Below are 12,132 nucleotides of genomic sequence, written 5' to 3'. Positions count from 1 at the left end.
CATGTACGGTGCCTACCTGCACTGCATGGCCCGCGACCCCGGGCTGAAGATCCACATGTACGGCAAGGACGTCAAGCCCGGCCGCAAGGTCGGACACGTCAACACCTACGGCGACGACCTGCCCGACGTGCGCGCACGCGCCCGGCACGCCGCCGACTACCTCCGAGGGACGATTACCGAATGAGCGCCGCCGCACCCGTCGTGGGCATCGTCATGGGATCCGACTCCGACTGGCCCGTCATGGAGGCCGCGGCCAAGGCCCTGGAGGAGTTCGAGATCCCCCACGAGGTCGACGTCGTCTCCGCCCACCGCATGCCCCGCGAGATGATCGGCTACGGCGAGGCCGCGGCCGACCGCGGCCTCAAGGTGATCATCGCCGGCGCCGGCGGCGCCGCCCACCTCCCCGGCATGCTCGCCTCCGTCACCCCCCTCCCCGTCATCGGTGTGCCCGTCCCGCTCAAGCACCTCGACGGCATGGACTCCCTGCTGTCCATCGTGCAGATGCCCGCCGGCGTGCCCGTCGCCACCGTCTCCGTCGGCGGCGCCCGCAACGCCGGACTGCTCGCCGCCCGCATCCTCGCCACCCACGACGGCGAACTCCGCGACCGCATGCGCCAGTTCCAGCAGGAACTCAACGAACAGGCCACCGACAAGGGCCGCCGCCTGCGCACCAAGATCACCGGCGCCGGCTTCGGCTTCGGAAGCTGAGCGGGGACGCACGTGACCGACCACCTCACGCGCGCCCACCAGCTCCTCGCCGAACACCCCGTCGTCGACGGCCACAACGACCTGCCCTGGGCGCTGCGCGCGCAGGTCCGCTACGACCTCGACCAGCGGGACATCTCCACCGACCAGTCCGCCTGCCTGCACACCGACCTGCCCCGGCTGCGGGCCGGCGGCGTCGGCGCCCAGTTCTGGTCCGTCTTCGTCCGCAGCGACTACGCCGGCGACACCGCCGTCAGCGCCTGCCTCGAACAGGTCGACGCCGTCCGCCAGCTCGCCGCCCGCTACCCCGACGACCTCGAACTCGCCTTCACCGCCGACGACATGGAGGCCGTCCGCGGCCGCGGACGGATCGCCTCCCTGATGGGCGCCGAAGGCGGCCACTCCATCAACAACTCGCTGGCCACGCTGCGCGCACTCCATCTGCTCGGCGTGCGCTACATGACGCTCACCCACAACGACAACGTCGACTGGGCCGACTCCGCCACCGACGAACCCCGCCACGGCGGCCTCACCCGCTTCGGCGAGGAGGTCGTACGGGAGATGAACCGCTGCGGCATGCTCGTCGACCTCTCCCACGTCGCCGCCACCACGATGCGCGACGCGCTGCGCGTCACCACCGCACCCGTCGTCTTCTCCCACTCCTCCGCCCGGGCTGTCTGCGACCACCCCCGCAACATCCCCGACGACGTCCTCGAACAACTCCCCGCCAACGGCGGGGTGGCAATGGCGACGTTCGTGCCGAAGTTCATCCTCCCGGCCGCCATCGAGTGGACCGAGCGCGCCGACGAGAACATGCGCGCCCACGGCTTCCACCCCCTGGAGACCACCCCCGCCGCGATGAAGGTCCAACACGCCTTCGCCGACAGCAACCCGCGCCCCCGCGCCACGGTCGCCACCGTCGCCGACCACCTCGACCACATGCGCGAGGTCGCAGGCATCGACCACATCGGCGTCGGCGGCGACTACGACGGCACCAGCTTCCTGCCCGACGGGCTGGAAGGCGTCGACGGCTACCCGCGCCTCATCGCCGAACTCCTCGACCGCCGCTGGTCGGAGGCCGACCTCGCCAAGCTGACCTGGCACAACGCCGTCCGCGTCCTCCGCGACGCGGAGGCGGTGGCCCGCGCCGACACCCGCCCCGCCTCCCACGCCACCATCGACCAACTCGACCAACGCGACCAAGTCGAACCCTGAGACGCCGCTCAGCGCGCGGCCGGGGCCCGGTCTGTCCCCGTGGCCCCGGTCGGCGCCGGGGCCGGCGCCGGTTCGAGGGTCCACCACTGGGCGGGGGTGTCGGTGTCCTCGCCCTGGCGGACGTTGGCGCCGTCGGCCGTGGAGGCGTCGGCGACCTCCAGCAGGAGACCGCTGACATAGCTGACCAGCGAGAACCTTCCGGGGTGGCCGACGTGCTCCTCCAACAGCCACTCCTGCGCGCCGAAGTTGTTCGCCCGCCACTGCTGGACGTTGGCGCCCGGCTCCTCGGAGGCGCCCGCCACGTCCAGCCGCTTCCCGCTCGCGGCGCACTCCAGGTGGTACAGCGCGCTGCCCGGATGCACGGGTATGAGACGCCACAGCTGGCCGGCGGCCGAAGCGCCCTCGCGCTCCCGGCCCTGTTGGACGTTGACCCCGTTCCCCGGGCGCCCCTCGTACACCTCCAGGAGCAGTCCGCTGCCCACGTTGCGAACCCGGTAGAGCCCTTCCCTCACCCTTCAACCCCCCGTCTTCGACCACGCGCCACGGCGCGCGCCGGGCTTTCCCCACCCGGTGATCGCCATGCTAGGCGGGGGCTGTGACAACCGTCCGCCGGCGAGGCGGGTCGCGTGGCAGACTGCCCGCATGATGATCCGCCGGGAGACGGACGCCGACGTCGCCGCCGTTCGGGAAGTCGTCGGCGCCGCCTTCGCGCAGGACGGCGGGAAGGTGCCCGTGGAGGTCGCGCTGCTGGACGCGCTCCGGGCGGACGACGCCTGGCTGCCCGCGCTGTCGCTTGTCGCGGTGGACCACACGGGCCGGCCGGTCGGCCACGTGGTGTGCACCCGGGGGCTGCTCACGCCGGAGGACGGGCCGGTTGTTCCCGCGCTCGACCTCGGGCCGCTCGCCGTGCGCCCCGACCGGCAGGGGACCGGCGTCGGCAGCGCCCTGATGCACGCCGTGCTCGGCGCCGCCGACGCGCTCGACGAGCCGCTTGTCGCGCTGCTCGGCGCACCCGCCTACTACGCCCGCTTCGGCTTCCGCGCGGCCGCCGAGTACGGCGTCGCCGCACCCGAACCGGAGTGGGGCGAGTACTTCCAGGTCCGCACGCTCACCGCCCACCACCCCGGCGCGCGCGGCCACTTCGCGTACGCCCCGCCCTTCCAGGAGCTGTGATGACGGAACACTTACCGGCCGCGAGAACCCTGGTGGCCACCGCTCGGCGCCTCCGGTTCCGCGAGGCGGCGGGGGCGGTGCTGGCCGTGGTGGCACTCGCGGCGTGCGGCACCGAGGTGCCGGGCGGCAGCGGGGACGGTGCCGGCGCCGACGCGCGGGCCAGGGCGCACGGTGTGACGCGGGACTTCGTCTACGTCCTCCGGCTGCCCGGCCACCGGGTGGTGCCGCAGTCGGTCGGCGTCACGGGCGGGGACGGGTACGGTGCCGTCTACTCCGACCAGCGCGGTGCGACGCTGCAACTCTCGGTTGACCGTGCGGTGTTCACCACCGCCGACTGTGCGGCGCCGGTTGTCTGCGAGGAGGAGGGAAAGCTGCGCTACCGGCGGACGGGGGAGCAGCACGCGTACGCCCTCCCCGAGGGCGGGCACGTCGTGACGATCTCGGCGCCGACCGAGACGGTCGACCGCGCGTTGCTGCGCCGCGCCGCCGAGTCCGCCCGCCCCGCGAGCGACGCCGAGGTGCTGGACCTGCTCCCGGCCATTGGTGGCGAGGGCGGCGGTCCGGACCCGGCGCCAGAACGAGGTGATCTACCGCCGCACGGCGACGGCGCGCCGAACAACCGCCCCGGGGTGGGCGGTTGACCGCGCGGGGATCAGGGGCACTTCTCCTCGAATTTCACCACGTCCAACCGGACCGGCTGCCCGGTCAGCTTCGCGCCGGGCTCCGGACTCTGCCCGCACACCCGCCAGTTCGACTCCATCACCACCACTCGCTTCTCGCCCGAGACGTCGCGCACCTCGATGCTGGTCGAGTCGTCGAGTGAACGCCGGGCGGCGCGGGCCGACTTGCCGCTGAAGTCCGGCATGGAGTCCTTGGCCTCCTCGACCTCGCCGTCCTTCTCCGGGCACTCCTCGTCGAGCTTCACCACGCCCAGGTCCACCTCGGTGTCGGCGGGGTGCCGGCCGGCGGCCGGCTCCTGGAAGCAGACCTTCCAGTTGCGTTGCAGCGCCTGTCCGCGCGCCCGCCCGAGGGCGTCGTGCGAGCCGACCTCCTCGAAACCGGCCTCGCCGGCGGCCTCCCTGGCCGACAGCAGACCCTTGCCGACCAGGTCGGGCAACGCCGCCTCCGCGGCCGTCGGCGTGGCGGAGGCCGACGCCTCGCCGCCTCCGGCGCCGTCGTCGCCCGCCTCGCATCCGACCAGCACCACCGTCAGCACACCGGCGGCCAGCGCCGCCGCCACTCGCCTTGTCCGTCGCATGCCACGATGGTGGCGCGGCCCGCGCCGGACCTCCCGGCCGATCGCCGCACGGTGACGATTCCGTTACGCGGCTCCGTCCCGCGGCTCCGTTACGCGACGCCCTTGGAGGGGCGACCGGGAGCGGCCGGCCCCGCCGGCTCCTCCGGGAGGGCAAGGGCGTCGGCGGCGACGCGCTCGGCACGGACGATCAGCCAGATCCCGAAGCCGACCAGCCACAGCAGCAGCACCAGCGCGCCCACGAACGGCACCCCGAACAGCGGTTCCAGGGCGAAGCCCACGGGGAAGAGCAGGACCGCCACAGCCGCCACCACACCGACCCAGCCGAACCAGCGCCCGCCGAGCGGGGCGATGCGGAAGTACGCCAGGGAGAAGGCCCCGACGGCCAGGGCGAGGGCGATCCAGGTCGCCAGGAACGAGATGACGTGCGGCACGCTCATCACGTTGAGCAGTTCGAGCACCGCGTCGGACTCGGCCTCGATCAGTCTCGGTTCGAGGTAGTCCTGCGCGGCGATCACCATGCCGCCGCCGAACATCGCCTGCAGGGCGGAGAAGAGGCCCCACAACAGCAGCATGATCATGCCGCCGAGCGCCAGGCCGGGCGCCCGTCGGCGCGCCAGCAGGTACAGGCCGACACCCACCGCGACGGCAAGACCTGCCATCGCCGCCTGAAGGCCGAGGGCGATGCCGATCCACGGGACGCGGTCGGCCACTTTCGCCACCTCGTCGATGAACCTCTCCCGGTTGTCGTGCTCCTCGATGCCGGGGTCCGCGCCGATCAGCGCGATGAAGAAGACGACGGTGGTCAGCAGCAGCACACCGCCGGTGAACCTGGCCCGCCTGGTCTCGCTCGCCAGCGTCACGTCCCCGGCCATGGCGGTCATCTCCTCACGCCGGAGGGTCCGTCCCTTCCTTCCTTTCTCTCACACCCCCCGCCGCCCCGCGCGGCGGCTGATCCGGCAGGTGGCCGGACGGAAGCCGAGCGCCCCGCCGGCTGGTGCCGGCGGGGCGCTCGGGTGCGGAAGGCGGGCCTGCTTACGGGAGGTTGCGGGCCATGACGATGCGCTGGACCTGGTTGGTGCCCTCGTAGATCTGGGTGATCTTCGCGTCGCGCATCATGCGCTCGACCGGGTAGTCGCGGGTGTAGCCGTAGCCGCCGAGGAGCTGGACGGCGTCGGTGGTGACCTCCATCGCGGCGTCGGAGGCGTAGCACTTCGCGGCGGCGCCGAAGAACGTCAGGTCCTCGTGGGCGCCACCGGCGGAGACGCGCTCGGACTTGGCGGCGGCGGCGTAGGTGAGCTGGCGGGCGGCCTCGATCTTCATGGCCATGTCCGCGAGCATGAACTGGACGCCCTGGAAGTCGCCGATCGGCTTGCCGAACTGCTTGCGCTCCTGGACGTAGCCCTTGGCGTAGTCGAGGGCGCCCTGGGCGATGCCCAGCGCCTGGGCGGCGATGGTGATGCGGGTGTGGTCGAGGGTCTTCATCGCGGTGGCGAAGCCGGTGCCCTCCTCGCCGATCATGCGGTCGGCGGGGATGCGGACGTTGTCGAAGTAGACCTCGCGGGTGGGGGAGCCCTTGATGCCGAGCTTCTTCTCCGGCGCGCCGAAGGAGACGCCCTCGTCGCCCTTTTCGACCACAAAGGCGGAAATGCCCTTGGAGCGCTTCTCCGGGTCGGTGACGGCCATGACCGTGTAGTAGTCGGAGACGCCGGCGTTGGTGATCCAGCGCTTGACGCCGTTGAGGACCCAGTAGTCGCCGTCGCGGACGGCGCGGGTCTTCATGCCGGCGGCGTCGGAGCCGGCGTCGGGCTCGCTGAGGCAGTAGGAGAACATCGCGTCGCCCTTGGCGAGCGGGCCCAGGTACTTCTTCTTCAGCTCCTCGGAGCCGGAGAGGACCACCGGCAGCGAGCCGAGCTTGTTGACCGCCGGGATCAGGGAGGAGGAGGCGCACACCCGGGCGACCTCCTCGATGACGATGCAGGTCGCGAGCGCGTCCGCGCCGGCGCCGCCGTAGGACTCCGGTACGTGCACGGCGTGCAGGTCGTTGGCGACGAGCGCGTCGAGGGCCTCCTGGGGGAAGCGGCCCTCCTCGTCCACCTCGGCGGCGAAGGGCGCGATCTTCGCCTCGGCGAGCGAGCGCACCGAGTCGCGGAGCATGTCGTGCTCTTCGGACGGACGGTAGAGGTCGAATTCAGCGGCTCCCGCCACGTGTCTCACTCCCTTGAGCTGTACGGCTGAGGTGCTCCGTTAATTACCGTTTAGTAACCCGATTCTAGAGGTCAGCGGCCCGCCCGGGATACGTGAGCTTGCCGACAGCTCCCCGGTTATGCTCGCGGACTACGTCCAGCATGACTCCGTCGTCGTTCCAGGAGAAGCGTCCATGGCTCCGAAGATCACCGTGATCGGTACCGGGTACCTCGGTGCCACCCATGCAGCGGCCATGGCCGAGCTGGGCTTCGAGGTGCTGGGCCTGGACGCCGTGCCGGAGAAGGTGGAACTGCTGTCCGCCGGCCGGGTGCCGATGTACGAGCCGGGCCTGGAGGAGCTGTTGCGCCGGCACGTCCAGGGGCTTGACGGGGCGACCGGGCGCCTGCGCTTCACCACCTCCTACCAGGAGGTCGCGGACTTCGGCGACGTGCACTTCGTCTGCGTGAACACCCCGCAGAAGCACGGCGAGTACGGCTGCGACATGCGGTACGTGGACAGCGCGTTCGAGTCGCTGGCGCCGCTGCTCACCCGGCCGGCGCTGGTGGTCGGCAAGTCGACGGTGCCGGTCGGCAGCGCGGCGCGGCTCGCGGCGCGCGTCCGGGAGCTGGCGCCGGTGGGCGAGGGGGCGGAACTCGCCTGGAACCCGGAGTTCCTGCGGGAGGGCTTCGCCGTACAGGACACCCTGCACCCGGACCGGATCGTCGTCGGCGTCACCTCGGAGGACGCCGAGCGGCGGCTGCGCGAGGTGTACGCGACGCCGATCGGCGAGGGCTCGCCGTTTGTCGTCACCGACTTCCCGACGGCCGAGCTGGTGAAGACGGCGGCGAACTCGTTCCTGGCGACGAAGATCTCGTTCATCAACGCGATGGCGGAGGTGTGCGAGGCGGCGGGCGGCGACGTGGTGAAGCTGGCCGACGCCATCGGCCACGACGACCGGATCGGCCGCAAGTTCCTCGGCGCCGGCATCGGCTTCGGCGGCGGCTGCCTGCCCAAGGACATCCGGGCGTTCATGGCCCGCGCCGGCGAGCTGGGCGCGGACCAGGCGCTGACGTTCCTGCGGGAGGTCGACTCCATCAACATGCGCCGCCGGGGCCACATGGTCGACCTGACCAGGGAGGCGCTGGGCGGCACGCTGCTGGGGAAGCGGGTCGCGGTGCTCGGCGCGACGTTCAAGCCGGACTCGGACGACGTGCGGGACTCGCCGGCGCTGAACGTCGCGGGCCAGCTCCAGCTCCAGGGCGCGCAGGTCACCGTCTACGACCCGAAGGGCATGGACAACGCGCGGGCCGTCTTCCCGACGCTGGTGTACGCGGAGAGCGCGAGGGCGGCGGCGCGGGGCGCGGACGTGGTGCTGCACCTGACCGCGTGGCGGGAGTTCGGCGAACTGGACCCGGCGGAGCTGGGCGAGGTCGTGGCGGTCAAGCACATCCTGGACGGACGGAACTCGCTCGACATGCAGCTGTGGCGCAAGGCCGGCTGGACGTTCCGCGCGCTGGGCCGCCCGACGGCCTGAGGGCCGTCCCCGCGGGCCGGGAGGCGGCGCGCGGCGGCCACCGGCGGGCCGTTGTCGGTGCCGGGTCCTAGTGTGGTGGACGATCAGCGCGGTGCGGCGCTCCGGGGTGGATCCGGCGCCTGCGGCCGTGCGCGTCGGGACTCATGAGAGAAGCGCGATGTCTGACATCACCTTTGGCGTGACCGTGCTCGACTGTCCGGAGCCGAGGGCCCTGGCCGACTTCTACGCGGCCGTGCTCGGCTGGAAGGTCGACCCGGACGGCTACGACGAGTGGGTGGAGCTGATCGGCCCGCAGGGGCGGACGCTCGCCTTCCAGCAGTCGCCCGGGTACCGCCCGCCGAGCTGGCCGAGCACGGAGAACCCCCAGCAGTTCCACCTGGACTTCGACGTTCCGGCCGAGCGGATGGACGACGCCGAGCGCCGGGTCCTGGAGCTGGGCGCCGAGCTGCTGGAGGGGGACGGCGGCGGCACGCGGTCGTGGCGGGTGTACAAGGACCCGGTGGGGCACCCGTTCTGCCTCTGCGCGACGACGTCCGACGGCGGCAGCTGAGCGTCGTGCCCCGACCGCCGGCGGTGGGCCGGCGTCCGGGGCACGCGAGAGCACGCGGCGTCAGTCGCCCTTGACGGTCACCTTGTCGCCGTTGCGCAGCTGCTCCATGAGCTGCTTGACGCGCGGCATGTCCCACTTGAGGGCGCTCTGACCGCCGGGGGCGGTGAACGGCCCGGCCAGCGGCATGTTCATCTGCGTGCCGTCGCCGCCGGACAGGCCCTTCATCGCCCAGAACATGCGGGCCAGTTCGTACAGGCTCATGTCCTTGTCGACGATGAGGGAGTCCAGGCCGGCGCCCATGGTCGGGTACAGCCGGAACGGGTTGAGCACGGTGCTCGGGGTGGCGCTCTCGTTCGCGAGCGCGGCGAGGAACTTCTGCTGGTTCTTCGTGCGGCCGAGGTCGCCGCCCTCGGCGTTGTAGCGGTTGCGGACGAACGCGAGCGACTCGGCGCCGTCCAGGCGGTGGCAGCCGGGCTGGAAGTCGGCGCCGGAGTTCTTGTCCTTGACGGCCTTGTCGAAGCACATCTCGACGCCGCCGAGCGAGTCGACCAGGCCGGCGAAGCCGCCGAAGCCGATCTCCGCGTAGTGGTCGATGCGCAGCCCGGTGTTGTACTCGACCGTGCGGACCAGCAGTTCGGGGCCCTCGATCGAGAAGGCCGCGTTCAGCTTCTGCTGCTGGGCGGGGATGCGCTTGCCGCTGGAGGAGCCGGTGAACTCGGGGATGGTCACCCACGAGTCACGCGGCAGACTGACCATCGTGTTCCCGTTGGGGCCCCGGTGCAGCAGCATCATGGAGTCGGTGCGCTTGCCCTCGGTGGAGCCGGTGCGCAGCCGCTTCTGGTCCTCGCGGCTCAGCCCCTCACGGCTGTCCGAGCCGACGATCAGATACGTGGTGCCCTCTCCCGAGGAGGGGCGGTCCTCGACCTTCGCGAGGTCGACCTCGCGGCGCATCTTGCCGTCCGCCCAGAAGTAGGTGGCGACGCCGGTCACCAGTAGGACGACGGCCAGGGCGAGCGCGGTGAGCTTGATCCGCCGGCCCCAGTTCGGCCGGGGCTGCGCCTCGGCGCGGCCACCGTCGGATCCGCCACCGCGCCCGCCGCCGTAGACGGTGCCGTGGCTGAAGCCGTCGTGGCCGCCGGCGGCCTGCTGCGGCACACCGGGGGCCTGCGTCGGCCGCCCGTGCCGCACGGTCGGCATGGCGCGGGCGCCCTCCGGCTGCGGGCTGTACGCGCCGCGTCCGTACCGGTCGCCGCCGTCACGGCTGCTGCTCCACCCCTCGGGCCAGTCGTTCATGGGCAGCAGTGTGCACGCCACCGGCGGCGCCGGGACAGGCCGGGTGGCGGACCGGGGCATTCCTGTAGCAGTTCTGATGCATTACGTCTGCTTGGTCCCGACGCTGTGATAGCCGGGCTCCGGGCGCGGGGGCCGGGCGGACTCGATGCGGGGCCGGGCGCGCGGCGCGCATAGGGTGGGGGTATGACCGATCTCGCCAGCAGCGTCCCGGAAAGCGCACCTCCGGGGAAGCCGACCTCGGCGTCACGCACCACGCTCAGCCACATCATGACCCACAGCGACACCAACCTCCTGGGCACCGTGCACGGTGGCGTGATCATGAAGCTGGTCGACGACGCGGCGGGAGCGGTCGCCGGGCGCCACTCGGAGGGGCCCGCGGTGACGGCGTCCATGGACGAGATGGTCTTCCTGGAGCCGGTGCGCGTGGGCGACCTCGTCCATGTGAAGGCGCAGGTCAACTGGACCGGGCGGACCTCTATGGAGGTGGGCGTCCGGGTGCTCGCCGAGCGGTGGAACGAGTCGACGCCGCCGACCCAGGTCGGCACCGCCTACCTGGTGTTCGCCGCGGTGAACGCGGAGGGCAAGCCGCGCCCGGTGCCTCCGGTGGTCCCGGAGACCGAGCGCGACGAGCGGCGCTACCAGGAGGCGCAGATCCGGCGCACCCACCGGCTGGCCCGCCGCCGGGCGATCAAGGAACTGCGGGACCGTCGCGCCGCCGAGGGCCTGAACGACTGACGGCCCGGGCCGGGAACCGGGCAGCGGCCGGTGCCGGCCCCGGGTTTCAGCCGCAGCTGACCTGGTCGCCGGTCAGCGCGCTGTAGCCGTGCTCCCGCTGGGCGGCCGGGTCGGGCGCGGGCTCGGCCTCGCGTACCGGGGTGACCTCGGTGAAGTCCGCACCGAGCGTGACGCGCATGAGCGGGCCCTGGCCCTTCACCTTCCGCAGCTCCGCGCCGGGCAGTGCGGCGGCCAGCGCCTTCGCCGAGCGGTCCCAGCGCGGGTCGTAGGCGATCTCGGTGGTCTCGACGTCGCCGCGTTCGGCGTTGCCCGGGATGCCGGTGGTCTGGAAGCCGGTGTCCCGCAGTTCGGTGTCCACGCGGTGTCCGAGGCCGGCCCTGCCGGTGCCGTTGTCGACCTGCACCCGGATGGTGGCGGGCGCGACCTCGACGGGCACCGCGCGCCGCCGCTCCTCCCGCTCCTTGGCGGCCGCCTCGCGTTCACCTTCCTCGACGGGTGCCAGCGGCCGGTCCTCGCGGAGGGCGGAGAAGAGCTTGTCGGCGTTGTCCTTGTGCCAGCGAACCGTTTCTCCGAGGCCCTTCACCTGGTAACCCGTCTGGGCGAGCGGAACGGTGGTGAACTCCGCCGAGGAGGCGTCGAAGTCCCGCATGGCACGGCCGAGCGCCAGCATCTCCTCGTTGCCGAGGTTCCGGTCCGCCCGGACCGAGTCCAGCATCGCGGAGCCGACCTTCTGGAAGCGCATCGGGTTGAGCAGCACGCCGTCGGAGACGGCCTGGTCGACGACCGAGGCGAGGAAGCGCTGCTGCCGCTGCATCCGTCCCATGTCCGCCGAGCCGTCCACCGATCTGGCGCGGACGTAGGCCAGCGCCTCCGGGCCGTTCAGCCTCGTCTTGCCGGCCGGCAGGTCGAGACCCGACTGCTTGTCCTTGAGCGGCCGCACCGAGCAGACCTCCACGCCGCCCAGCACGTCGACGGTGCGCATGAAGCTGGTGAAGTCGACCTCCAGGTAGTGGTGGACGTGGACGCCGGTCATCCGCTCCACCGTGCGCACGGTCAGCCCTGGGCCGCCGCGGGTGTAGGCGGCGTTCAGCTTCTGCCGGGTCTCCGGGCGGCGCTCGCCGGTGGCGGGGTCGGTGTGCGCGGGCAGTACGGCGTAGGTGTCGCGGGGCAGGCTGACCACGCTGGCCCGTTTCCGGTCCTCCGAGAGGTGGACGAGCATCATCGTGTCCGTGCAGTTGCAGGCGGCGCCGCCGAGCCGGTAGCGGTGCCGCTCCTCCTTGGAGAAGCCGTCCCGCCGGTCGACGCCGACAACCAGGAAGTTCAGCCCCCGGCCGGCGGACGGCCGGTTCTTGAGGTCGCCGAACGGGTCGACGCGGTCGATGCCGGAGCCGACACCGGCGACCACCAGGTGTCCGCAGCCGCCGACGGCCAGTACGCCACCGGCGGTGAACATCGCCAGCCGCCGCCCCCACCCTGTCTCTTATA

13 protein-coding genes and 1 pseudogene are annotated in these 12,132 nt (G+C 72.2%); 8 read left to right on the top strand and 6 right to left on the bottom strand.

Going from position 1 to position 12,132, the window contains the following annotated elements:
- The 3 genes and pseudogenes from GL263_RS11960 to GL263_RS11950 all read left to right on the top strand — a co-directional run.
- Nucleotides 1-184, top strand: a pseudogene (locus GL263_RS11960) (5-(carboxyamino)imidazole ribonucleotide synthase); the annotation flags it as partial.
- Entirely contained in the window at nt 181-708 is a 528-nt protein-coding gene (gene purE, locus GL263_RS11955) for a 5-(carboxyamino)imidazole ribonucleotide mutase (protein WP_182855617.1), read from the top strand. The pseudogene GL263_RS11960 and the gene purE, both read left to right, overlap by 4 nt.
- Before the next feature lie 12 nt (nt 709-720).
- Nucleotides 721-1,920: a dipeptidase gene (locus tag GL263_RS11950; RefSeq protein WP_182855616.1), complete on the top strand. Its 1,200-nt coding sequence runs from the start codon at nt 721-723 to the stop codon at nt 1,918-1,920.
- 8 nt (nt 1,921-1,928) lie between these two features.
- On the opposite strand, the gene GL263_RS11945 is transcribed toward GL263_RS11950, so the two are convergent.
- A complete protein-coding gene (locus GL263_RS11945; protein ID WP_182855615.1) occupies nt 1,929-2,432 on the bottom strand; it encodes an RICIN domain-containing protein in 504 nt (167 codons plus the stop codon).
- Between the two features lie 130 nt (nt 2,433-2,562).
- On the opposite strand from GL263_RS11945, the gene GL263_RS11940 reads away from it, so the two are divergent.
- On the top strand, nt 2,563-3,093 hold the full coding sequence (locus GL263_RS11940; protein WP_182855614.1) for a GNAT family N-acetyltransferase: 531 nt from the start codon (nt 2,563-2,565) through the stop codon (nt 3,091-3,093).
- Nucleotides 3,093-3,734, top strand: a complete 642-nt coding sequence (locus GL263_RS11935; protein WP_182855613.1) for a hypothetical protein — start codon at nt 3,093-3,095, stop codon at nt 3,732-3,734. Before GL263_RS11940 ends, GL263_RS11935 begins: the two co-directional genes overlap by 1 nt.
- 11 nt (nt 3,735-3,745) lie before the next feature.
- Here GL263_RS11935 and GL263_RS11930 read toward each other — a convergent pair whose 3' ends face one another.
- From GL263_RS11930 to GL263_RS11920, 3 genes are all read right to left on the bottom strand, one after another.
- The gene (locus GL263_RS11930; RefSeq protein ID WP_182855612.1) at nt 3,746-4,351 is read right to left on the bottom strand and encodes a PASTA domain-containing protein; all 606 of its coding nucleotides are present in this window, start codon (nt 4,349-4,351) and stop codon (nt 3,746-3,748) included.
- An 89-nt stretch (nt 4,352-4,440) separates the two neighbouring features.
- On the bottom strand, nt 4,441-5,223 hold the full coding sequence (locus tag GL263_RS11925) for a DUF4386 family protein (protein ID WP_182855611.1): 783 nt from the start codon (nt 5,221-5,223) through the stop codon (nt 4,441-4,443).
- Between the two features lie 160 nt (nt 5,224-5,383).
- Entirely contained in the window at nt 5,384-6,556 is a 1,173-nt protein-coding gene (locus GL263_RS11920; RefSeq protein ID WP_182855610.1) for an acyl-CoA dehydrogenase, read from the bottom strand.
- Between the two features lie 172 nt (nt 6,557-6,728).
- On the opposite strand from GL263_RS11920, the gene GL263_RS11915 reads away from it, so the two are divergent.
- On the top strand, nt 6,729-8,069 hold the full coding sequence (locus GL263_RS11915) for a UDP-glucose dehydrogenase family protein (protein ID WP_182855609.1): 1,341 nt from the start codon (nt 6,729-6,731) through the stop codon (nt 8,067-8,069).
- A gap of 157 nt (nt 8,070-8,226) precedes the next feature.
- Nucleotides 8,227-8,619, top strand: a complete 393-nt coding sequence (locus GL263_RS11910; protein WP_182855608.1) for a VOC family protein — start codon at nt 8,227-8,229, stop codon at nt 8,617-8,619.
- A gap of 60 nt (nt 8,620-8,679) precedes the next feature.
- On the opposite strand, the gene GL263_RS11905 is transcribed toward GL263_RS11910, so the two are convergent.
- Complete coding sequence (locus GL263_RS11905; RefSeq protein ID WP_182855607.1) at nt 8,680-9,912, bottom strand: LCP family protein; 1,233 nt, start codon at nt 9,910-9,912, stop codon at nt 8,680-8,682.
- Between the two features lie 183 nt (nt 9,913-10,095).
- Between GL263_RS11905 and GL263_RS11900 the strand changes: the two genes are divergently transcribed.
- A complete protein-coding gene (locus GL263_RS11900; RefSeq protein WP_182855606.1) occupies nt 10,096-10,647 on the top strand; it encodes an acyl-CoA thioesterase in 552 nt (183 codons plus the stop codon).
- A gap of 46 nt (nt 10,648-10,693) precedes the next feature.
- Here the strand turns inward: GL263_RS11900 and GL263_RS11895 are convergent, their stop codons facing one another.
- Complete coding sequence (locus GL263_RS11895) at nt 10,694-12,100, bottom strand: LCP family protein (protein WP_182855605.1); 1,407 nt, start codon at nt 12,098-12,100, stop codon at nt 10,694-10,696.
- Nucleotides 12,101-12,132 lie beyond the last annotated feature (32 nt).

This window comes from Streptomyces durbertensis, from assembly GCF_014156695.1.
Lineage (GTDB): Bacteria > Actinomycetota > Actinomycetes > Streptomycetales > Streptomycetaceae > Streptomyces > Streptomyces durbertensis.
The sequence above is the reverse complement of the archived record's forward strand: the minus strand, read 5'-3'. Positions and strand labels throughout refer to the sequence as shown.